General features: G+C 73.8%; 16 protein-coding genes. 6 read left to right on the top strand and 10 right to left on the bottom strand.

What is annotated here, in order from left to right; genetic code table 11:
* Positions 1 to 94: 94 nt before the first annotated feature.
* The 9 genes from AC6I72_RS18480 to rsmI form a co-directional block, all read right to left on the bottom strand.
* Positions 95 to 2017, bottom strand: a complete 1923-nt coding sequence (locus AC6I72_RS18480) for an outer membrane protein assembly factor BamB family protein (RefSeq protein WP_498002046.1) — start codon at positions 2015 to 2017, stop codon at positions 95 to 97.
* Positions 2018 to 2216: 199 nt separating this feature from the next.
* Positions 2217 to 4118, bottom strand: a complete 1902-nt coding sequence (locus tag AC6I72_RS18475; RefSeq protein WP_498002045.1) for an outer membrane protein assembly factor BamB family protein — start codon at positions 4116 to 4118, stop codon at positions 2217 to 2219.
* A 254-nt stretch (positions 4119 to 4372) separates the two neighbouring features.
* Positions 4373 to 6187 carry an ABC-F family ATP-binding cassette domain-containing protein gene (locus AC6I72_RS18470; protein WP_498002044.1) on the bottom strand — a complete coding sequence of 605 codons (1815 nt, stop codon included), beginning with the start codon at positions 6185 to 6187 and terminating at the stop codon, positions 4373 to 4375.
* A 196-nt stretch (positions 6188 to 6383) separates the two neighbouring features.
* Positions 6384 to 7277: a 4-(cytidine 5'-diphospho)-2-C-methyl-D-erythritol kinase gene (locus tag AC6I72_RS18465; RefSeq protein ID WP_498002043.1), complete on the bottom strand. Its 894-nt coding sequence runs from the start codon at positions 7275 to 7277 to the stop codon at positions 6384 to 6386.
* Positions 7278 to 7297: 20 nt separating this feature from the next.
* Positions 7298 to 8161, bottom strand: coding sequence for a 16S rRNA (adenine(1518)-N(6)/adenine(1519)-N(6))-dimethyltransferase RsmA (gene rsmA / locus AC6I72_RS18460; protein ID WP_498002041.1), 864 nt, complete (start codon positions 8159 to 8161; stop codon positions 7298 to 7300).
* A gap of 156 nt (positions 8162 to 8317) precedes the next feature.
* Positions 8318 to 9868 carry a resuscitation-promoting factor gene (locus AC6I72_RS18455; RefSeq protein ID WP_498002040.1) on the bottom strand — a complete coding sequence of 517 codons (1551 nt, stop codon included), beginning with the start codon at positions 9866 to 9868 and terminating at the stop codon, positions 8318 to 8320.
* Positions 9869 to 9981: 113 nt separating this feature from the next.
* Positions 9982 to 10869, bottom strand: coding sequence for a TatD family hydrolase (locus tag AC6I72_RS18450; RefSeq protein WP_498002038.1), 888 nt, complete (start codon positions 10867 to 10869; stop codon positions 9982 to 9984).
* 71 nt (positions 10870 to 10940) lie between these two features.
* Positions 10941 to 11381 carry a hypothetical protein gene (locus AC6I72_RS18445; protein WP_498002037.1) on the bottom strand — a complete coding sequence of 147 codons (441 nt, stop codon included), beginning with the start codon at positions 11379 to 11381 and terminating at the stop codon, positions 10941 to 10943.
* Between the two features lie 565 nt (positions 11382 to 11946).
* Positions 11947 to 12795, bottom strand: a complete 849-nt coding sequence (gene rsmI, locus AC6I72_RS18440) for a 16S rRNA (cytidine(1402)-2'-O)-methyltransferase (RefSeq protein WP_498002036.1) — start codon at positions 12793 to 12795, stop codon at positions 11947 to 11949.
* Between the two features lie 98 nt (positions 12796 to 12893).
* Here rsmI and AC6I72_RS18435 point away from each other — a divergent pair, with 98 nt between their 5' ends.
* The 3 genes from AC6I72_RS18435 to AC6I72_RS18425 all read left to right on the top strand — a co-directional run bounded on the left by AC6I72_RS18435 (position 12894) and on the right by AC6I72_RS18425 (position 18423).
* The gene (locus tag AC6I72_RS18435; protein ID WP_498002035.1) at positions 12894 to 14645 is read left to right on the top strand and encodes a dolichyl-phosphate-mannose--protein mannosyltransferase; all 1752 of its coding nucleotides are present in this window, start codon (positions 12894 to 12896) and stop codon (positions 14643 to 14645) included.
* 156 nt (positions 14646 to 14801) lie between these two features.
* On the top strand, positions 14802 to 16424 hold the full coding sequence (locus AC6I72_RS18430) for a penicillin-binding transpeptidase domain-containing protein (protein WP_498002034.1): 1623 nt from the start codon (positions 14802 to 14804) through the stop codon (positions 16422 to 16424).
* A 334-nt stretch (positions 16425 to 16758) separates the two neighbouring features.
* The gene (locus tag AC6I72_RS18425) at positions 16759 to 18423 is read left to right on the top strand and encodes a penicillin-binding transpeptidase domain-containing protein (RefSeq protein WP_498002032.1); all 1665 of its coding nucleotides are present in this window, start codon (positions 16759 to 16761) and stop codon (positions 18421 to 18423) included.
* A gap of 21 nt (positions 18424 to 18444) precedes the next feature.
* On the opposite strand, the gene AC6I72_RS18420 is transcribed toward AC6I72_RS18425, so the two are convergent.
* Positions 18445 to 18801 (bottom strand): SsgA family sporulation/cell division regulator, encoded by a 357-nt coding sequence (locus AC6I72_RS18420; protein ID WP_498002030.1) that lies wholly within the window; start codon positions 18799 to 18801, stop codon positions 18445 to 18447.
* A gap of 171 nt (positions 18802 to 18972) precedes the next feature.
* Here AC6I72_RS18420 and AC6I72_RS18415 point away from each other — a divergent pair, with 171 nt between their 5' ends.
* Genes AC6I72_RS18415 through AC6I72_RS18405 form a run of 3 tightly spaced genes read left to right on the top strand, consistent with a single transcriptional unit; the run spans position 18973 to position 21575 of the window.
* Positions 18973 to 20025, top strand: coding sequence for an energy-coupling factor ABC transporter permease (locus AC6I72_RS18415; protein ID WP_498002028.1), 1053 nt, complete (start codon positions 18973 to 18975; stop codon positions 20023 to 20025).
* A 1-nt stretch (position 20026) separates the two neighbouring features.
* Positions 20027 to 20788 carry a cobalt ECF transporter T component CbiQ gene (cbiQ, locus tag AC6I72_RS18410; RefSeq protein WP_498002027.1) on the top strand — a complete coding sequence of 254 codons (762 nt, stop codon included), beginning with the start codon at positions 20027 to 20029 and terminating at the stop codon, positions 20786 to 20788.
* 1 nt (position 20789) lies between these two features.
* Positions 20790 to 21575: an energy-coupling factor ABC transporter ATP-binding protein gene (locus AC6I72_RS18405; RefSeq protein ID WP_498002025.1), complete on the top strand. Its 786-nt coding sequence runs from the start codon at positions 20790 to 20792 to the stop codon at positions 21573 to 21575.
* Positions 21576 to 21609: the final 34 nt, after the last annotated feature.

The raw sequence follows: 21609 nt of genomic DNA, 5'->3' as shown, positions 1-21609 counted from the left end.
GCGGAAGCACCCGGCACCGCGACGCGCGACGGCCCCGCCCCCGCGCGGGACGCGGGGACGGGGCCGTCGCCGGTGCGGCGGTGCTGCGGGCGGGTCAGCCGCCCGCGCCGAAGACCAGCGCCAGGTACTCCTTGCCGAAGGCCGACGACCGCTGCTTGTGGGCGTAGACCGCCGACATGTAGAGGCGGCCCTGCCCGTAGAGGAACTCCGCGTAGTCCGGGGACATGCCGGTCTCCGCGGCCCGTACGTCGCGCGTGGCCGGGTTCTCCAGCAGCACGGTCTCCTTGAAGCTGTTGCCGTCGATGCTCACCACCTGGCCGCCCTTGTCGTAGGGCGGACGCTTGTAGGCGAGCAGGTTCCCGCCGTCCATGCGCAGCGGGTAGATCTGGTAGCCGTCGCCCGCGTCCCCGCGCTGGCCGGTCTGCCGGCCGGTGGCCAGGTCGAACGCGACGATCTCGTTGGTCTGGCCGTGCTCGCCGCTGCCGTCGTGCTGCTCGGTCGCCAGGTACAGCCGGTCGTTGCCGGTCACGATGCCCGCGCAGTACTCGATCCGGGTGATCGCGTCGCAGCGGCCCGCGTACTGCTCGCCGGGCGCGCTGATGTGGGAGCGCAGCTTGCCGGTCGCGCTGTCGACGGCGAAGAAGTCGGAGATGCCGTGGTCGCCGCCGAGGTCGGCCGCCACGACCAGCGGGTCGGTCGAGACGATCCCCGCGTACTCGATGCCCTTGGCCAGCTTGTACTCCGAGAGCACCTTCCCGGAGGCCGGGTCGATGGTCTGGACGAGCAGCTGGCGCCGGCCGTACGCGCCGCACTTGCGCACCGCGACCAGCTTCTCGCCGCCGCCGTACCCGGCGTCGTAGCAGGTGTCGCCGGGCTTGGGGCTCCACAGCGGCTTGCCGTCCGCGACGCTGAAGGCGGCGCCGCCCGCGGTGCCGCCGACGGCGACGGTGTTGCGGCCGATGGTGACGTTGTTCAGGTTGACCGTCTCGTCGCCGGCCTTGACCACCCGGGTCCACAGCTTCCTGCCCGCCGTGAGGTCGATCACCGCGACCTGGCTGCAGCCGTGCGAGGGCTTGGCCTTGGTGGGCATGGCCGGTTCGTACAGGATCGCCGTCCGGCCGTCCGCCGTGACGTGGCGGGTGGCCTGGCAGACCGGGCCGGGCAGCTTGAGCGTCCACAGCCTGGTGCCCTTGGCCGGGTCGTAGCCGCCGATCTCGGCGTTGCCGGTCTTGGCGTACACCTTGTCGGTGAGCCAGGAGCCGGTGGTGGCCGTCGTGTCGTCGACGGCGGGCATCGGGAGCTGGTAGAGGACCTTGGCGGCGGGGTCGGAGGGCGCCTTCTCCTCGCCGCCCGTCGAGGTGCCGCCGGAACCGGACTCGCCGCCGGTCGCGCCGCCGGAGGACGCGGTGTCCTTCTTGCCGCTGTCACCGGGCGAACTCGCGTACCAGACGCCGCCGCCGATGATCAGCGCGATGGCGGCGACGGCCGCCACGATGATCAGCAGTTGCTTGTTGTCCCTGCGGCCCGGACCGCCGCCCGGCACACCGGTGTGCGGCTGCGCCGGGGTCGGGGGCTGCCCGGGGTAGCCGTACCCGGGCAGTCCCGGGTGACCGTAACCCGGCTGAGCGGGCTGACCGTAACCCGGCTGGCCCGGCTGACCGTAGCCCGGCTGGCCCGGCTGACCGTAGCCCGGCTGGGCAGGCTGGCCCGGGTGGCCCGGCTGACCGTAGCCCGGCTGGGCGCCGTACGGGCTCGGGGCGGGGGCCTGCGGCCCGCCGGGATGACCGTAGCCCGCGGGCGGCTGGGGTGCTTGAGGGGCCTGGGGGTAGCCGTAGCCGGGCTGGGGCTGCTGAGGGGGCTGCGGGGGGCCGTACCCCGGTGCCGGCTGCGGGGGCGGTGCCTGCGGCGGCACGCCGGGCTGTGCGGGCTGCTGGTCCTGGGGCTGCCCGCCGGGGGGCGGGCCGAACCCGCCCTGGTGCGGCGGCTGCTGGGGCGGCGGGGGCGGCGGCTGGGTCATGGGCGGATGCACCTCTGGGCGACGGGAACGGCTCCGGGGCCGGGTTCGGACACGGGCCCCGGGACGCAACCGGGGCCGGACACGGGACCGGGGAGGGGACCGGGGGCCGGGGACGGGAAAGGACGGTGAAGGAGATGAAGCCGACAGGCCGGGGGCGGCGCCGTGGCGCCCGGACCGTCCTGCCGGTGGCCGGGCCGCCTCACTTGCCGAAGGCGAGCATCAGCTTCTCCTTCGACTTGTCGTTGCCGTTCAGCCGGCTGGTGGAGATGTAGAACCGTCCGTCGACCCAGTCGACGTCCCGGGAGAAGAAGCCGTTCTCGATCTCCGCGGTGCCCTGCGGGTTCTGGAGCAGCTTCACCGGCGTGTGGTTCGCGCCCCCCGTCGCCAGAGCCACGATCCGGCCGCCCTGGTCGTACGACGGCTCGACGTACGCGATGAGCTGCCCGTTCTCCACCTTCAGCGGCATCATCGAGGTGTCCGAGGGGGACTTGACCCGCCACTTCTCCTTGCCGGTGGAGAGGTCGACCGCGACGATCTCGTTCGGTCCGGTGGTCTGCTTGGTGGGCAGGTAGAGGGTGTCGGCGGCGGCCGCCACGCCCTGGCAGCCCTGGAGGTCGCGGTTGAGGATGGCCCAGCCGCAGTCAGGGGCGAACGTGCCCTTGACGTCGGCCTGCGAGCGCACGGAACCGTCGCTGTTCAGCGTCGACAGGTTCCAGTGCTTCTTGTCCTCGTCGGTGGAGTACAGCACCAGCGGGTCGACGGAGTAGGTGCGCTGGACCGACCAGCCCTTGGGGATCTTCCGGGTCCACCTGGCCCTGCCGGTGGCGGGGTCGAGTTCCTGCACCTCGTCGTGGGCGTTGGCGCCGCCCGCCCCGCAGGAGGCGACCAGGACGAGCCGGGCGCCGCCCGCGAACGCGGTCGGGAAGCAGGCCTGGCCGTACCGCGTCTTCTCGTACATCTTGGCGCCGGTGCCGACGTCGTACGCGACCCCGGACTGCGAGCGGCCCACCATCAGCGTCTTGCCGGTGAGGGACAGTTCGACGGTGAGCGCGCTGTCGAAGAGCGCGCCGTCGGCGACCGTCGCCGTCCAGCCCTTCTTGCCGGTGTTCAGGTCGACCTGCTGGAGCTGGTTGCACTTGGCGCGGTCGCTGGTGCCGCTCATGTACGCCACGACGACCTTGTCGTCGGCCGTCTTCTGCTCGGTCACCGCGCAGATCTTCTGCGGAAAGGCGACCGGCGCCCAGGTGGGCCTGCCGTCACCGACGTCGTACGCGAAGAGCTGCTTGTAGGCGGCCTTCACCGCGGTCCTGCCGGTGATCCACATCCCGGGGGCGTCGGCGCCGCTGCCGGGGGCGTCCGGGGCCTCCTTGTACCAGAGCACCCGGGCCTCGCCGGGCTTGCGGCCCGCGTTGAGGTCACTGGAGCCCTTGCCGCCGTCGCCGCTGCCGTCACCCGGGTTGACCGGCGCGTCGGACGCGGCGCCCGCCGAGCCCGACGCCTTGGCGTCGCCGCTCTTCTCCGCGACCGGCTTCTTGTCGCCGCCGTCGCGGCCGGTGACGGCCCACACGGTGCCGCCGACCACGAGCAGCGCGGCCACCGCCGCGCCGATGACGACGGCGGGCCTGCCCTTGAAGGGGTTGCGCGAGCCGCCGCCGGCCGGCGGGGTGCCGGGCGCGCCGGGGAACTGCGGCTGGGGGTGGCCGTATCCGGGCTGCTGCCCGTACGGCCCCGGCTGCTGGGGCGGCCCGTAGGGGCCGGGGGCACCGGGTGCGGGAGTGCCGTAGGGGCCCGGCTGGGCGTACGGTCCCGGCTGCTGGGCGTACGGTCCGGGCTGACCGTGGGGGCCGGGCTGCTGCGGGAAGCCGTAACCCGGCTGCGGCTGCTGCGGGTAGCCGTACCCGGGCTGGGGCTGCGGCGGGCCGGACGGCGGGGGCGGCGGAGCGTCCTGGGGCGGCTGGGCCGGGGGCGGGGGCGGCGCCTGCCGGGGGTCCCCGGGGGCGCCGAACGCGCCCGGCTGCGCTGGTTGCGGCTGCGAAGGCCCGTCCTGCGGTGGCGGTGCTCCGAAGCCACCCTGCGGCGGCTGACTGGGCGGCTGAGTCATCAGCGCGTTCCCCCCTCGTTCACTGATTTTTAGCCACGCCCTGAGATCCGTGGTGGACGCGGAGTCGTACGCGGACGGTTGCGGACAGGGCCCGGACGGCCCTTTCTATCACTGGCCGCGGGCCAGTCACCGCGCCCCGACCGCCCCTGTTCCCAAGGGAGAACCGGCCCGTGATGGCCTCGTTACGCGCGCCCGTCCAGACCTTCACGCGTCTTCCACACGGCGCGCCCCGTCGGTGCGCGCCGCGACCCCCGCTACGCGTCCTCGGCGAGTTCGAGCCAGCGCAGCTCCAGTTCCTCGCGCTCCGCGGCCAGGTCCCGCAGTTCGGCGTCGAGTTCGGCCACCTTCGCGAAATCGGTGGCGTTCTCCGCGATCCGGGCGTGCAGGACGCCCTCCTTGTCGGAGATCCGGTCCAACTGCCGTTCGATCTTCTGGAGTTCCTTCTTCGCCGCGCGCAGTTCGGCGGCGCTCTTGTCGGGCGCGGAGTTCTCCGCGGCCGGCGCCGCGGCCGCGGCGCCGGCCGCCGCCTGCTCCTCCATGCGCCGGCGCCGCTCCAGGTACTCGTCGATGCCGCGCGGCAGCATCCGCAGGGTGCCGTCACCGAGCAGCGCCTGCACCGTGTCGGTGGTGCGCTCGATGAAGAACCGGTCGTGGGAGATGACGATCATCGAGCCGGGCCAGCCGTCGAGCAGGTCCTCCAGCTGGGTCAGGGTCTCGATGTCGAGGTCGTTGGTGGGCTCGTCGAGGAAGAGGACGTTGGGCTCGTCCATCAGCAGGCGCAGCAGTTGCAGCCGCCGGCGCTCACCGCCGGACAGGTCGCCGACCGGCGTCCACTGCTTCTCCTTGCCGAAGCCGAACGTCTCGCACAGCTGTCCGGCGGTCATCTCCCGGCCCTTGCCGAGGTCGACGCGCTCGCGCACCCGCTGCACGGCCTCCAGGACCCGCCAGGTGGGGTCGAGTTCGGCGACCTCCTGGGACAGGTAGGCCAGCTTGACGGTCCTGCCGACGGCGATCCGGCCGCCCGCGGGCTGCGTCTCGCCCCCGGTGCGCGCCGCCTGCTCCATGGCCCGCAGCAGGGAGGTCTTGCCCGCACCGTTGACCCCGACCAGGCCGATGCGGTCGCCGGGGCCGAGCTGCCAGGTGACGTGCTCCAGCAGCACCTTGGGCCCGGCCTGCACGGTCACGTTCTCCAGGTCGAAGACGGTCCGGCCCAGCCGCGAGGAGGCGAACTTCATCAGCTCGCTCCTGTCGCGGGGCGGGGGGACGTCGGCGATCAGCTCGTTGGCGGCCTCGATGCGGAAGCGGGGCTTGGAGGTCCGGGCGGGGGCGCCGCGGCGCAGCCAGGCCAGCTCCTTACGGACCAGGTTCTGCCGCTTGGTCTCCTCGGTGGCGGCGATGCGCTCGCGTTCGGCGCGGGCGAAGACGTAGTCGGAGTAGCCGCCCTCGTACTCGTAGACGGTGCCGCGCTGCACGTCCCACATGCGGGTGCAGACCTGGTCGAGGAACCAGCGGTCGTGGGTGACGCAGACGAGCGCGGAGCGGCGCTCGCGCAGGTGCCCGGCGAGCCAGGCGATGCCCTCGACGTCGAGGTGGTTGGTGGGCTCGTCCAGGACGAGCAGGTCCTGCTCCTCGATGAGCAGCTTGGCCAGCGCGATGCGGCGCCGCTCGCCGCCGGAGAGCGGGCCGATCACAGTGTCCAGGCCCTTGGGGAAGCCCGGCAGGTCGAGTCCGCCGAACAGCCCGGTCAGCACGTCGCGGATCTTGGCGTTGCCCGCCCACTCGTGGTCGGCGAGGTCACCGATGACCTCGTGGCGGACGGTCGCCTCCGGGTCGAGCGAGTCGTGCTGGGTGAGCACGCCGAGCCGCAGGCCGCCCGAGTGGGTGACCCGCCCGCTGTCGGCCTCCTCCGCCTTGGCCAGCATCCGGATCAGGGTCGTCTTGCCGTCGCCGTTGCGCCCGACGACACCGATCCGGTCACCCTCGGACACGCCGAGCGACACACCGTCGAGCAGGGCACGCGTGCCGTACACCTTGCTGACGTTCTCGACATTGACCAGGTTGACGGCCATTTCACTCCTGCCCGGGGGGATGGATCGGCTTTCAAGCGTAGGGCCTGCGGGAGGGGGGTCCGGGCGTGGGAGTGTCATCACTCTTTGTGATGACGTGATCGGGATTCGGCCGCTACGGTGGGAACGCAGGTCGCAGGATCCCCTTCGGCATCGACATCGACCTGACGGAGATCGGCCTTCTCTGATCGCGGTTTCCTCAGACGACCGTCGCCCCGGCCGCCGGAGACCCGGCGATCCGGACGGCCCGGCACGTCCCCGAGGCCAGCAGTGCCTTCGCCACCCGCGCGCCCGTCTCCTCGTCGGGAACCAGGAACGCCGTCGTCGGCCCCGACCCCGAGACCAGCCCCGCCAGCGCGCCCGCCGCACGCCCCGCCGCGAGGGTGTCCGCCAGGGACGGGCGCAGGGACAGGGCGGCGGACTGGAGGTCGTTGGTGAGGGTGGCGGCCAGCGCGTGGGCGTCGCCCTTCGCCAGGGCGGCCAGCAGCTCCGCCGAGGCCACCGGTGCGGGAATCTCCCTTCCCCGCGCCAGCCGGTCGAACTCGCCGTACACCGCGGGCGTGGACAGCCCGCCGTCGGCGACCGCGAACACCCAGTGGAAGGTGCCGCCCACCTCCAGCGGCGTCAGCCTCTCGCCGCGTCCGGTGCCCAGCGCGGCACCGCCCACCAGGGAGAACGGCACGTCGCTGCCCAGTCCGGCGCAGATCTCCAGCAGTTCGTCACGGGACGCCCCGGTCCCCCACAGCGCGTCGCAGGCCACCAGCGCGCCCGCGCCGTCCGCGCTGCCGCCCGCCATGCCGCCGGCGACGGGGATGTCCTTGGCGATGTGGACGTGCACGGCGGGGGCGCGGCCGTGGCGCCCGGCGAGCGCGAGGACCGCGCGGGCGGCGAGGTTCGTACGGTCCAGGGGGACCTCGGCGGCGTCCGGGCCCTCGCAGGTGACGCGCAGCTCGTCGGCCTCGGTGACGGTGACCTCGTCGTACAGGCCGACGGCGAGGAAGACGTTGGCCAGGTCGTGGAAGCCGTCGGGGCGGGCGGCGCCCACCGCGAGCTGGACGTTGACCTTGGCGGGGACGCGGACGGTGACGCTCACTGGGCTTCGGGCTCCTCGGGTCAGGCGGCGCGGTGCTCGGCGATCCGCGCGAACTCTTCCACGGTCAGCGACTCGCCGCGCGCCTGCGGCGAGACGCCGGCGGCCACCAGCGCCGCCTCGGCCGCCGCCGCCGATCCGGCCCAGCCGGACAGTGCGGCCCGCAGGGTCTTGCGGCGCTGGGCGAAGGCCGCGTCGACCACCGCGAAGACCTCGCGCCTGGTCGCGGTGGTCTTCAGCGGCTCGCTGCGGCGGACCAGGGACACCAGGCCGCTGTCGACGTTCGGGGCGGGCCAGAACACGTTGCGGCCGATGGCTCCGGCGCGCTTGACCTCGGCGTACCAGTTCGCCTTGACCGACGGGACGCCGTACACCTTCGAGCCGGGGGCGGCGGCCAGCCGGTCGGCGACCTCCGCCTGCACCATGACGAGGGTGCGCTCGATGCTCGGGAAGGTCTCGAGCATGTGCAGCAGCACCGGGACGGCGACGTTGTACGGCAGGTTCGCCACCAGCGCGGTCGGGGCGGGGCCCGGCAGTTCGGTGACGTGCAGGGCGTCGGAGTGGACCAGCGCGAACCGGTCGGCGCGCCCGGGCATGCGCGCGGCGATCGTGGCGGGCAGCGCGGCGGCCAGCACGTCGTCGATCTCCACGGCGGTGACCCGGTCGGCGGCCTCCAGCAGGGCGAGGGTGAGGGAGCCGAGCCCCGGCCCGACCTCGACGACCACGTCCTCGGGGGTGACGTCGGCGGTGCGGACGATACGGCGGACCGTGTTCGCGTCGATCACGAAGTTCTGGCCGCGCTGTTTGGTGGGGCGGACGCCGAGGGCCGCCGCCAGCTCGCGGACGTCGGCGGGGCCCAGCAGGGCGTCGGGGATGGGGCTGCTCACCGCACCAGGGTACGGGGCGCCGGCGCCCGCCCCGCCCGAGCATGCCGTGCGGCCCGCCCCTGCGGGCAGGTCCTGCCGCCCGGCCCGCAGGCGGGGCCTTCCTCTTTCCCCGAGCACGGGCGGACGCCTTCCCAGGGGTGCGGGCGGTCGCCTTTCCTAGGAGTGCAGGCGGTCGCCGCAGTGCGGCCAAGGTGCGGCGCCCCGGCGGACGTAGAGCTTCTTCGCCCGGTACGTCTGCTCCTCGGCCGGGGCGTCCTGGGGGCGGCCGGTGCCGCCGAGGCTGTGCCAGGTGCCCTGGTCGAACTGGTAGAGGCCGCCGTAGGTGCCGGACGGGTCCTGGGCGTCGGGCCTGCCCCCGGACTCGCACTGCGCCAGCCCCTGCCAGTTGAGGTGGTCGGCGCCGCGCACCGACGGCGGGTGCGGCCGGGTGCCGACCTTCACGATCTGCGTGCGGGGCACGCGCACCACCACGGAGTCCACGCGCCGCGGCCGCTCCCGCACGCCGTTGACGGTGCGCAGGGAGTACGTGACCCGGCGCACCCCGGGCCGTCCGGTCTGCTCGACGACCTCGGTTCCGCGGAACAGGGTGGGATCGGCGGTGCGCCGGGTGAGGAACGGGATCGCCTCCTCGCGCACCTCGCGGCCGCCGGTGATCCGCAGCACGGTGACCGTCTGCCCGTCGCGCGGGAAGCTGTCCGGCGGGACGGAGGTGGTGTCCTGGCCCCGCAGGGTGACCCCGGCCTGCTCGACCGCCTCCCGCACGGTCGCCGCGTTGGTGCGGACGGTGCGCGGACGGCCGTCCGCCATGATCGTGACGGCGCGCTCGGTGCGGACGTCGAGCGTGAGTCCGGCGCGTCCGATGGGCCGGGAGCGCGCGGTCGAGAGATACGCGCCCTCCGCGCGCACTCCCCACTCCCTGAGCGCTCCCTCCACCGTGCGCGCCGTCGTCCACACCTCGCGCCGGTGTCCGTCGAGCGTGAGCCGGACCGGACGCCCGTAGCGCACCACGACCTCCTCGCCGCTGGTGAGCGCCGCGCCCGGGGCCGGAACCACCGTGTCGTGCTCCCCGATGCGCACGCCCTCGTCGGCGAGCAGTTCCGAGACGTCGTCGGCGAAGGTGTGCAGGCTGCGCGGACTGCCGTCGACGCTGAGGTCGACCGCCTTGTCGTCGGCGACGAACGCGGTGGTGCCGCCCGCCAGGAAGGCGACCACCAGGGCCTGCGGCAGCAGCCGCCGCACGCCCGCCTCCGGCAGGTACGCGGGACGCGGACCGCGCCGCCGCGCACGCCGGCGCCCGCCCCGGCCGCCCGTCTGCCGCGGCACCACCGGGGCGGCGACGGGCGGCCCGGCCGGGGCGGCCGCGGACGGCCGGACGGCGGAGGACCGGGCGGCGGCTTCGTAGGCGGGCCGGTAGGTGTCCTGGTAGGGAGGGGCCGGCGCGGGGTGCGGATCCACGGGGTGCCCGGACGGCGGCTCGTGCACCCGGGCGGACGTCTCGTAGGCCCCTGCCGCCTCACCGGCCCCCCGCGCCTCGGCCTCGCGGGCCTCGCGCGTCCGGTACGCCGGTCCCTGCGGCTCGTACGCCGTCCCGTGGGGTCCCTGCGGCGGGTACGGCGGAGACGGTGCGTAGCGTTCGTACGGCGTGGGCCGCTCATACGCGCCGCGGCGTTCGTACGCCTCGTACGTCTCGTACGGCGTGCTGCTCAACCGACACACTCCTGGGACCGAGATCAGGGTCCCCAGAACCTAGCGGAGCAATGGTCACTCTCCAAAGCGGCGCCGCTACGCTCCGTGTCCAGGCGGGCCGGACGCCTGCGGTGTCAGTAGCCGAAGGCGCGTGCGGTGTTGGCGGCGAGGGCCGTGGCCAGCGCGTCCTCGCCGATGCCCCGCACCGCGGCCATCGCGCGCACCGTCACCGGCACGAGATAGGGGGCGTTGGGCCGTCCGCGGTAGGGCGCCGGGGTGAGGAAGGGGGCGTCGGTCTCCACCAGGACCAGCTCCAGCGGGGCCACCGCGAGCGCGTCCCGCAGGTTCTGGGCGTTCTTGAAGGTGACGTTGCCGGCGAAGGACATGAAGTAGCCCGCCCGGGCGCACACCTCGGCCATCTCCGCGTCGCCGGAGTAGCAGTGGAACACCGTCCGCTCGGGCGCGCCCTCCTCCTTGAGGACGCGCAGCACGTCGGCGTGGGCGTCGCGGTCGTGGATGACGAGCGCCTTGCCGTGCCGTTTGGCGATCTCGATGTGGGCGCGGAAGGACCGCTCCTGGGCCGCCATGCCCTCCGGCCCGGTGCGGAAGCGGTCGAGGCCGGTCTCGCCCACTCCCTTGACGTGGTCCAGGGCGGCCAGGCGGTCGATCTCGGCGAGCGCGTCGTCGAGGGCCGCGTCCCCGCCCGGCTGCCGCGCGCCCTGCCGCGACCAGCCGTCGGGGTCCCCGAGGACGATGCGCGGCGCCTCGTTGGGGTGCAGGGCGACCGCCGCGTGGACGCTGTCGTGGGCGGCGGCCGTCTCGGCGGCCCACTGCGAACCGCGCACGTCGCAGCCGACCTGGACGACCGTGGTCACGCCCACCGAGGCGGCCTTGGCGAGGCCCTCCTCCACCGTGCCGGACTGCATGTCGAGGTGGGTGTGGGAGTCGGCGACCGGTATCCGCAGCGGCTCGGGGAGCGGGGGCGCCGCGTTCTTGTCGGCCTTGTCGGCGTTCGAGGGCATGCCCCGATCCTACGGAAGGGGCATGCCCGGCCGGGTCCGGCAGGTTCCCCGGCGCCAGGCTCCCGGCGCCGTCACCCCTCCTTGCGGTGGAACGGGTGCAACAGGTCGGACAGGTGCCAGTGGTGCTCCTCCGGCTTCCGGGCCGCCGCCTCCTCCCCGGGCGCGGACTCGGACAGCGGGCCCGTCACGGGTCCCGCGGGCGCCTGCTGCCGGTGGCGCGCCTGCTCGTGCTCGTGCAGATGGCTCTGCGCGGAGGAGACCCGGCCGGCCCGCATGATGCGGACGACGTGGCCGTCGCAGTTCTTGCAGCTGGGCCTCGACAGCGGCGACGGCACGATGCGGCCGTCCGCCACGTACAGCACGAACTCGTTGCCGTCGGCGTCCGTGTGGTGCTCTATCTCGTAGGACTGCTCCCATCCGTGCCCGCAGCGCATGCAGGCGAAGGAGTACGACTCGTTGACGACGGCGGTGGCCGAACCGCGGAGGGCGGCCCGCCCTGCGATCTCACTCATGCCAGCTCCTCGTGTCCGCTGGACGAAGGGACGGGTGCGTCCCTCCGTCCAGTGGACGCCTCCACCGGCGTGAACGCACCGGTCCTGCCGAGTGTTGGACCCGATTTGGGCGGCGCTTGCCCAAGCGTCCCCTGAACGGCAGGTGTCGCTTTGCTTTCCCGAAACGTCGCTTTACTCCCGCATGGGGCGCGCGCTCATGAGAGATACGCCCTGCTCAGCGGGGGTGTGAGCGAGCTCTCCCGGCGCCGCGCGGCCCGCCGTCCGTCAAGGCGCGTACCGACGGCTTCACCCGGAGTGCGGGGGGGCCGCGTCGCCGCGGCGGGGGCGAGAGCGTCACCGCCGGGCCGGGTGAGCACGGGCGTGCCGGACGCGCCGCGTGGGGCGCGGGTGTGCCCGGGGTGCCTGGCGTGAGGGCGCGCGAGCGTGTCCGGCTTGGAGGCACGAGCGCGCCCGGCGCGCCCGGGGTGGGGGTGCGAGCGCGCCCGGCTGCCCGGCGTGTCCGGCTTGGAGGCGCGAGCGCGCCCGGCGTGGGGGCGCAGGCGTGCCCGGCGGGCCGGGTGGCGGGTCATCCGGAGTGCTTGGCCGCCACCACCGCGTCGAACACCTCGCGCTTGGGCAGCCCGGCCTCGGCGGCGACCGCCGCGATGGCCTCCTTGCGCCGCTCGCCCGCCTCCTCCCGGACGCGCACCCGCCGCACCAGCTCCTCGGCGCCGATCTCCTCGGGCCCCTTGTCCGGGGCGCCCTCGACCACGACGGTGATCTCGCCGCGCACCCCGCTCGCCTCCGCCCACGCGGCCAGTTCGCCGAGCCCGCCGCGCCTGACCTCCTCGTAGGTCTTGGTCAGCTCGCGGCACACGGCGGCCCGCCGGTCGGCGCCGAACACCGACGCCATCGCCGCGAGCGTCTCCTCGATGCGGTGCGTGGACTCGAAGAAGACGAGCGTGCGCCGCTCGCCCTCGACCTCCCGCAGCCGCGCGAGCCGCTCGCCGGTCTTGCGCGGCAGGAACCCCTCGAAGCAGAACCGGTCCACCGGCAGCCCGGACAGCGCCAGCGCGGTCAGCACGGCGGACGGCCCGGGGACGGCGGTGACCCGCACGTCCTTCTCGACGGCCGCGGCGACCAGCCGGTAGCCGGGGTCGGACACGGACGGCATGCCCGCGTCCGTGACCAGCAGCACCCGCGCCCCGCCCACCAGCTCCTCGACCAGCTCCGGGGTGCGGGCGGACTCGTTGCCCTCGAAGTAGGACACGACGCGCCCGCGCGGGGTGACGCCGAGCGCCTGCGTGAGGCGGCGCAGCCGCCGGGTGTCCTCGGCGGCGATCACGTCCGCGTCCGCCAGCTCGGCGGCGAGCCGGGGCGGCGCGTCCTGGACGTCGCCGATGGGAGTACCTGCCAGAACAAGGGTTCCTGTCACGTCCCCCATCCTCTCAAGCACGGGCGGCGGCGGACGCGTCCCCACCCGGTCACGCCCATGCACGGGACTCGCACAGCGCCGTTCCCTACGATGGCGCGGTGACCAGTACCGCGTCCTCCACGGACTCCCGGCAGGACCCGGCCCCGCACGACCGGCGGCCGGCGTGGCAGCAGCGGCTGCGCCGTTTCGGCCACACCGTGCGACCCGCGGGGCCCGCGGCCGACGTGCGCGAGCGCCTGGTGCCGCCGTTCTCGCGGCCGGGCCCGCGGCTGTGGGCGGCCCTGGGCCTTTCGCCGGCCTTCGGCGCGCGCCTGGCCCGCTGGTCGGACTGGGGCGGCCCGCTGCTGGTGACGCTGTTCGCGGGCGTGCTGCGGTTCTGGCACCTGGGCAGCCCGAAGGCGGTGATATTCGACGAGACGTACTACGCCAAGGACGCCTGGGCGATCGTCCACCGCGGTTTCGAGGTCAACTGGGACAAGAACGCCAACGACCTGATCCTCAGCACCGGCGGCCACGTCGCCGTGCCCACCGACGCCTCGTACGTCGTGCACCCGCCGGTCGGCAAGTACGTGATCGGCCTGGGCGAGCTGATGTTCGGGTTCGACCCGTTCGGCTGGCGCTTCATGACCGCGCTGCTGGGCACGCTCTCGGTCCTGCTGCTGTGCCGGATCGGCCGCAGGCTCTTCCGGTCCACCTTCCTCGGCTGCCTGGCGGGCACGCTGATGGCGGTGGACGGCCTGCACTTCGTGATGAGCCGCACCTCGCTGCTCGACGGGGTGCTGATGTTCTTCGTCCTTGCGGCCTTCGGCTGCCTGCTGGCCGACCGCGACCGGGCCAGAGCAAGACTCGCCGCCGCCCTGCCCGCCGGCGCGGACGGCCGGATCCGGCCCGACGCGCACACGGCGGACACCCTGCGCCTGGGCCTGCGCCCCTGGCGCTGGGCGGCCGGCCTGATGATGGGCCTGGCGATCGGCACCAAGTGGAACGGCCTGTACATCCTGGTCGCGTTCTGCGTGATGACGGTGCTGTGGGACGTCGGCGCCCGCCGGACCGCCGGTGCCCGGCGCCCGTACCTGGCGGTGATCCGCCACGACCTGGGCTGGGCGTTCCTGGCCACGGTCCCGGTCGCCGTCGTCACCTACGTCTGGTCGTGGGCCGGCTGGATCTTCTCCCCCACCGACGGCACCGGCGGCTACTTCCGCAACTGGGCGGCGACGGACGGCCGCGGCAGCTCCTGGTCGTGGCTCTTCCCGGACTGGTGGCGCAGCCTGTGGCACTACGAGTCGGAGGTCTACAAGTTCCACGTCGGCCTGTCCTCGCCGCACACCTACCAGTCCAACCCGTGGAGCTGGATCGTCGACGGCCGCCCGGTGTCGTACTTCTACGAGTCGCCCTCGCCCGGTACGGCGGGCTGTCCGTCCGGCGCCGGTGACAAGTGCGCCCGCGAGGTGCTCGCGCTGGGCACTCCGGTGCTGTGGTGGGCGGCGTGCGCCGCTCTCGTGTACGTGCTGTGGCGCTGGTTCTTCCGCCGCGACTGGCGGGCGGGCGCCATCGCCTGCGGCGTCGCGGCCGGCTACCTGCCCTGGTTCCTGTACCAGGAGCGCACGATCTTCTTCTTCTACGCCGTCGTCTTCGTGCCGTTCCTCTGCCTGGCCGTCACCATGCTGGCCGGCGCCCTGCTCGGACCACCCGACGCCCCGGACACCCGCCGCGTGGCCGGCGCCACCGGCGCGGGCGTCCTGGTCCTCCTGGTCGTCTGGAACTTCATCTACTTCTGGCCCCTCTACACCGGCACCGCGATCCCCATCGACGACTGGCGGGCCCGTATGTGGCTGGATACGTGGGTCTGACACGGATCGGCCGATCTCTCTTCGGACACCATCCGGCAACAGCCGCCACCGGCGCCCCGGTTTCGCCTACAGTGCGAGACACGCAGCGTCTTTGAACGCGTTCAACGAACCCGCGCGGGCGAAGGCACCAGGGAGGGACCGGGGAGGAGCGCGCTGATGCGCAAGGGCACCAAGGCCGCCGTCGTGGGCGGGGTCGTCGTCGTGCTGGCCGGCGGAGCGGTGTACGGCGGGTACAACTTCGTCTCCGCGCTGGAGGGGGACACGGCCACCGGTGCGCCGGCGCCGGCCAGGACCGGGCCGCCGAGCCGGGACGAGGTCGAGGAGACGACGTCGAAGTTCTTCGCGGCCTGGGAGCAGGGGGACGCGGCGAAGGCCGCGACGTACACGAACTTCCCGCAGGACGCCCAGCAGTTGCTGTCCTCCTACGGGCACGAGGCGCACATCACCGGGGTGAAGATCTCCCCCGGGGCCGCCTCCGGCACCACCGTGCCCTTCTCGGTCAGGGCGACCGTCTCCTACGACGGCAAGTCCGCGCCGCTCGCCTACAGCAGCACGCTGACCGTGGTGCGCGGGGAGACCAGCCACCGGGCGCTCGTCGACTGGAAGCCGGCCCTCGTGCACCCGCGGCTGAAGAAGGGCGACACGCTCGTCACCGGCGACTCGGCCGCCCCGCCGATCGAGGCCGTGGACCGGCACGGCACCGTCCTGACCAAGGACAAGTACCCCTCCCTCGGCCCGATCCTGGACGAACTGCGCGACAAGTACGGCGACAAGGCGGGCGGCACCCCGTCCCTCGAGCTGAGCATCCACCACGCGGACACGGAGGCCGCCGAGACCCCGCTCCTCACCCTCGCCAAGGGCCGCCCCGGCAAGCTCCGTACGACCCTCAGCGCGGGCGCGCAGGCGGCGGCCGAGAAGGCGGTGACCAAGTTCGCCGAGTCCTCCGTGGTGGCCGTCAAGGCCTCCACCGGCGAGGTGCTGGCGGTCGCCAACCACCGCGACGACGCCTTCAACGCGGCGTTCCTGGGCAGGCTGGCGCCGGGGTCCACGATGAAGATCATCAGCGCCGCGACGCTCATCGACAACGGCATCACCACCGCCTCCGGGCCGGCGCCCTGCCCCGACAAGGCGGTCTGGCAGAGCCAGACGTTCCACAACCTCCAGGGCATGACGCCGAACGAACACGCCACCCTCTCCGAGAGCTTCGCGCGCTCGTGCAACACGGCGTTCGTGAAGTACGCCGACGAGGTCAAGGTGGACTCCCTCACCGAGGAGGCCCAGGACCGGTTCGGGCTGGGCCGGGACAACTGGAAGACCGGCATCCCGTCCTTCGACGGCTCGGTCCCCGCGTCCGGCGGCCCGGACACCGCCGCCAACCTGATCGGCCAGGGACAGGTGCAGATGAGCCCGCTGAACATGGCCTCGGTGACGGCGACCGCGATGACGGGCGGCTTCCGGCAGCCCGTCCTCGTCCCGGCCGGCCTCGACGACCGCACCCTGGCGACGGCCAAGGGCCTGCCGGCCGGCACCGTCGCCCAGTTGCGCCAGATGATGCACCGCACCGCCACGACCGGCACCGCGGCCGCCGCCATGTCCGGGCTGAGCGGCAGCATCGGCGCGAAGACCGGCTCCGCCGAGGTGGACGGGCAGGCCAAGTCCAACAGCTGGTTCACCGGGTACCGCAACGACGTGGCGGCGGCGGCCATGACCCAGGAGGGCGGCCACGGCGGCGACGCGGCCGGCCCGATCGTGGCGGCGGTACTGCGCGCGGCCGGCTGAGCGCGCCGCGCGGGCAGGCACGGGGGGGGGTGGGCCGGGCGCGGAGGCGACGAGGCGAGCGCGTTCTGCGCCGGCCGGCGCGTCCGGCGCGTGTCCGCTGCCGCGCCCTTCCGTGAGCCACCCGGCCCCGCCGGGCGTGCGCCGTCGCGCCGTTTGTCGCAGGTTGGCTACGGACGGCTCGCGGCGGCCGTCTCCCGGGGACGGGACCCTAGGGTGGTGGACGTCGTGCGTCCGCGCGGCACAAGGGCCGTGCGGGAGCGCGCGGGACGCCGGGGCGGACGAGGACGACGGCAGCGGGGCTCCGGGGGCCCGGGATCGCGGAGGACGGACGGCAGTGGGCAAGAGAAGGCGCGTCGCCGAGCGACGGAGGACGGGTCCCGCCGTGGTCGGCGGGGTGATCGCCGTGGTCGTGGGCGGTGTCGCGGTCGGCGCCTACACGCTGTCCGGCGGCGGCGCCGAGGCCGAGGGCCGGACCGCGGCCGGCGCGCACAAGAAGGTGAAGACCGGTCCGGTGACGGCCCTGGAGACGCAGACCACCGCCGGGCGGTTCCTGACGGCCTGGCAGCAGGGCGAGCCGGCCCGGGCCGCGGCCGCCACCAGCGACGCCGCGGCGGCCGGCGCGCTGCTGGCCGGCTACGCCAAGGACGCGCACCTGGAGAACGTCACGCTCACCCAGGGCACCCCGAGCGGCGGCAAGGTCCCCTTCTCCGTGAAGGCGACGGTCGCGTACAAGGGCGTGAGCAAGCCGCTGAGGTACGACAGCGCGCTGACCGTCGTGCGCCGCGCGGCCGACGGCGCCCCGGTCGTCGACTGGCACGCGGCGGTCGTCCACCCCGACCTGAAGGACGGCGACACCCTGGTCACCGGCGAGTCGGGCACCCCGCCGGTCAAGGCGCTCGACCGGGACGGCGGCGCGATCACCACCGCGGCCTACCCGTCGCTGGGCTCGGTCCTGGACGGGCTGCGCGAGAAGTACGGCAGGACGGCCGGCGGCAGGGCGGGCGTCGAGCTGCGGGTGGTGCGCGGCAAGGCGTCGAAGAAGGCCGGGCTCTCGGACAAGACCCTCGCCGAACTGAGCGAGGGCACCCCGGGCACGGTGCGCACGACGCTGAGCCCGTCGCTCCAGTCGGCCGCCGAGCGGGAGGTGTCCCGGCGCGACCGCGCCTCCGTCGTGGTGGTGCGCCCCTCCACCGGGGAGATCCTCGCCGCGGCCAACAGCGGCCACGGCTTCGACACCGCGCTGCAGGGCTCGCTGGCACCCGGCTCCACGATGAAGGTCATCACCGCCTCGCTGCTGATCGACAAGGGGCTGGCGTCCGCGGACAAGGAACACCCGTGCCCCAAGACGTTCACCTACGGCGGCTGGAAGTTCCACAACGACGACGACTTCGAGATCAAGGGCGGCACGTTCAAGGCGAGCTTCGCCCGCTCCTGCAACACCGCCTTCATCAGCCAGGCGGGCAAGCTGAAGGACGACGACCTGACCCGGCAGGCCCAGGACGTGTTCGGCCTGGCGCGGGACGACTGGGCGATCGGGGTGCCGTCCTTCGACGGCGCGGTGCCGGTGCAGTCGGCCGCCCAGAAGGCGGCCTCGCTCATCGGCCAGGGCGGGGTCCGGATGAACCCGCTGAACATGGCGTCGGTGGCCGCGACGGTCCGTTCGGGCACCTTCCGCCAGCCGTACCTGGTCTCCCCGGACGTCGACCACCGCAAGCGGGCCACGGCCTCGCGCACGCTGTCCGCGTCCACGCTGGCCCAGCTGCGGGAACTGATGGCGTACACGGCCTCCTCGGGCACCGCCGCCCAGGCCATGGCCGGGCTCGGCCCGGACTACGGCGCGAAGACGGGCTCCGCCGAGGTCGACGGGCAGAAGAAGCCGAACGGCTGGTTCACCGCCTACCGCGGTGATCTCGCGGCGGCGGGCGTCGTGCAGGCGGGCGGCCACGGCGGCGACACCGCGGGCCCGATCGTGGCGGCCCTGCTGAAGAAGGGCGGCTGACCGCCGCGGCGGCCGCGGACCCTACCGGTGGACCATCTCCGTCGCCGCCGCGCTGTAGGTCCGCCGCAGGAACCTGATCAGCGTCTTCGTCTCGAACTGCACCACCGAGACGCCGCGCGCCGAGTGGAACTCGACCACGGCCTGCACCCGGCCGCACGGCCACACCCGCACCTCACCGGTGCCCGTCGGCGCGCGCAGTCCCTGTTCGAGCAGCGACCGGGGGAACGTCCACTCACGCCCGCCGGGCAGTGCGATCCGGACCGCGCGCGGGTCGTCCCGCGGGTCGTAGCGCAGGACGACCGGGACGGCACAGTGGTCCTCGGACTCGTCGCCCTCGGTGACGATGCGGGCTCGCGCGTACTGTTCGACTACAGCCATCGGACGGCCCCTCACACTCAGTGACCTCACCAGGAGGCACTTTTCGGTTTTCTTACCAATGTCCCATATATGTCGATTTATTCCTGTTGGTCCGATGCGTCGCTCCACGCCCGCAGATGCACAGCGCCTCGCTCTTGCAAGAGGTTCGCAACAGGCCACTATCATCGAACGGTGCATGTGCCTGACGGATTCATCAACGCTCCCACCTCCGCCGTCACGGGGGTGATCGCCGCCGGCGCCGTCGCGGTCAGCCTGCGGGGCGCCCGCCGGGAACTCGACGAGCGGACCGCGCCGCTGGCGGGCCTGGTCGCCGCGTTCATCTTCGCGGTGCAGATGCTCAACTTCCCGGTCGCGGCCGGCACCAGCGGCCACCTGCTCGGCGGAGCGCTCGCGGCGATCCTCGTGGGGCCCTTCACCGGGGTCCTGTGCGTCTCGGTGGTCCTGCTCATGCAGGGCATCCTCTTCGCCGACGGCGGGCTGACCGCGCTCGGCGTCAACATCACCGACATGGCCATCGTCACCACGGTCGTGGCGTACGCCGTCTTCCGCGGCCTGGTGAAGGTGCTGCCGCGCCGGCGCCGCACCGTCACCGTCGCCTCCTTCGTGGCCGCGCTGGTCTCGGTCCCGGCCGCCGCCGTCGCCTTCACCCTGATCTACGCCGTGGGCGGCACCACCGACGTGGCGATCGGCAAGGTCGCCACCGCGATGATCGGCGTGCACGTCCTCATCGGCATCGGCGAGGCCGCGATCACCGCGCTCACCGTCGGCGCCGTCATCGCCGTACGCCCGGACCTGGTGTACGGGGCGCGCGGCCTGGAGCAGCGCCTGAAGCTGCGGGTGAACGGCGAGCTGGTCGACGCCCCGGCCGCCGCACCGGTCCCGGCCCCCGCCGCCTCGGGGTCCCACCGCAAGCTGTGGATCACCGGCCTGGTCACCTCGCTGGTCCTGGCCGGGTTCGTCAGCTTCTACGCCTCCGCCAGCCCCGACGGCCTGGAGAAGGTCGCCCACGACAAGGGCATCGACAAGAAGGAGGAGCAGCACGCCTCCGCCGACTCCCCGCTCGCCGACTACGGCGTCAAGGACGTCTCCGACGCCCGGCTGTCCGGCGGCCTCGCGGGCGTGATCGGCGTCGGCGTCACCGTCGCCGTCGGCAGCGGCGTCTTCTGGGTCGTCCGCAGGCGCCGTACGGCGGACGCCGAGCCCTCCTCACGGGCCGCGGCCTGACATGGGCGCCGGACACGCCCACCGGCTCCACCGGCCGGGGAACTCGCCGGTGCACGCCCTGCCGCCGCACACCAAGCTCGCCGCCGCCTTCGCGTTCGTGGTCGTCGTGGTGTCGACCCCGCGCGAGGCCCTGTGGGCGTTCGCCCTGTACGCCGTGCTGCTCGGCGCCACCGCCGCCGTGGCCCGCGTGCCCGCCGGCTTCCTGCTCGGCCGGCTGCTGATCGAGGTCCCGTTCGTCGCGTTCGCGGTGCTGATGCCGTTCGTGGCCGAGGGCGAGCGGGTGCACGTCCTCGGGCTCTCGCTGAGCGTGAACGGCCTGTGGGGCGCCTGGAACGTGCTCGCCAAGGGCACCCTCGGCGTCGCCGCGTCCGTACTGCTGGCGAGCACGACGGAGCTGCGGGAACTGCTGCTGGGCCTGCAGCGCCTCAAGCTCCCGCCGCTGCTGGTGCAGATCGCCTCCTTCATGATCCGCTACGGCGACGTGATCACCGACGAGATGCGGCGCATGCGCATCGCCCGCGCCTCCCGCGGCTTCGAGGCGCGCGGCGTGCGGCACTGGGGCGTGCTCGCCAAGTCCGCGGGCGCCCTGTTCATCCGCTCCTACGAGCGCGGCGAGCGCGTCCACCTCGCCATGGTGAGCCGCGGCTACACCGGCTCCATGCCGGTCATCGACGAGGTGACCGCCTCCCGGGCCCAGTGGTCGTCCGCGCTGGCCCTGCCCGCGGCGGCCCTCGTCGTCTGCCTGCTGGGATGGATGGTGTGAGATGGACGCCGTGACTGTGACTTCCCCGGCTTCCCCGGCCGCGCCCTCCCTCGAGGTCTCCGGCCTCGCCTTCGCCTACCCCGACGGACACCAGGCCCTGTTCGGCGTGGACTTCTCGATCGCGCGCGGGGAGCGGGTGGCCCTGCTCGGCCCGAACGGCGCCGGCAAGACGACCCTCGTGCTGCACCTCAACGGCATCCTGGGCGGCGGCACCGGCTCGGTGAAGGTGGCCGGGCTGCCCGTCGGCAAGAAGCACATGGCCGAGATCCGGCAGAAGGTCGGGATCGTCTTCCAGGACCCGGACGACCAGCTGTTCATGCCGACCGTGCGCGAGGACGTGGCGTTCGGTCCGGCGGCGGCCGGGCTGAAGGGGCCCGCGCTGGAGCAGCGGGTGCGCACGGCCCTGGAACGGGTCGGCATGGCCGGCTTCGCCGACCGCCCCCCGCACCACCTCTCCTTCGGCCAGCGCCGCCGGGTCGCCGTGGCGACGGTGCTCGCCATGGAGCCGGAGATCCTGGTCCTGGACGAGCCGTCCTCCAACCTCGACCCGGCCTCCCGCCGTGAACTGGCCGACGTGCTGCGCTCGTTGGACGTCACCGTCCTCATGGTCACGCACGACCTGCCGTACGCCCTCGAACTGTGCCCGCGCGCGCTCGTCCTCAGCGACGGGGTGATCGCGGCGGACGACGCGACCGGCACCCTGCTCCGCGACGAGGCGCTGATGCGCGCCCACCGCCTGGAGCTCCCCTTCGGATTCGACCCGCGCTCGGTGACGACGGACGCCTGACCCCGAGGAATCGCAGGCGCAGCGCCCGTGTTCC

This window comes from Streptomyces sp. Xyl84, assembly GCF_059731885.1.
This window is presented reverse-complemented; position numbering and strand designations above follow the sequence as displayed.

What these genes read in the sequence shown, in the direction of transcription:
- AC6I72_RS18445 (WP_498002037.1), bottom strand. Translation starts at nt 11,381, where the DNA reads ATGAGTGAGATCGCAGGGCGGGCCGCCCTCCGCGGTTCGGCCACCGCC.
- AC6I72_RS18475 (WP_498002045.1), bottom strand. Translation starts at nt 4,118, where the DNA reads ATGACTCAGCCGCCCAGTCAGCCGCCGCAGGGTGGCTTCGGAGCACCG.
- cbiQ (WP_498002027.1), top strand. Translation starts at nt 20,027, where the DNA reads ATGGGCGCCGGACACGCCCACCGGCTCCACCGGCCGGGGAACTCGCCG.
- AC6I72_RS18420 (WP_498002030.1), bottom strand. Translation starts at nt 18,801, where the DNA reads ATGGCTGTAGTCGAACAGTACGCGCGAGCCCGCATCGTCACCGAGGGC.
- AC6I72_RS18470 (WP_498002044.1), bottom strand. Translation starts at nt 6,187, where the DNA reads ATGGCCGTCAACCTGGTCAATGTCGAGAACGTCAGCAAGGTGTACGGC.
- AC6I72_RS18430 (WP_498002034.1), top strand. Translation starts at nt 14,802, where the DNA reads ATGCGCAAGGGCACCAAGGCCGCCGTCGTGGGCGGGGTCGTCGTCGTG.
- AC6I72_RS18450 (WP_498002038.1), bottom strand. Translation starts at nt 10,869, where the DNA reads ATGCCCTCGAACGCCGACAAGGCCGACAAGAACGCGGCGCCCCCGCTC.
- AC6I72_RS18405 (WP_498002025.1), top strand. Translation starts at nt 20,790, where the DNA reads ATGGACGCCGTGACTGTGACTTCCCCGGCTTCCCCGGCCGCGCCCTCC.
- AC6I72_RS18480 (WP_498002046.1), bottom strand. Translation starts at nt 2,017, where the DNA reads ATGACCCAGCCGCCGCCCCCGCCGCCCCAGCAGCCGCCGCACCAGGGC.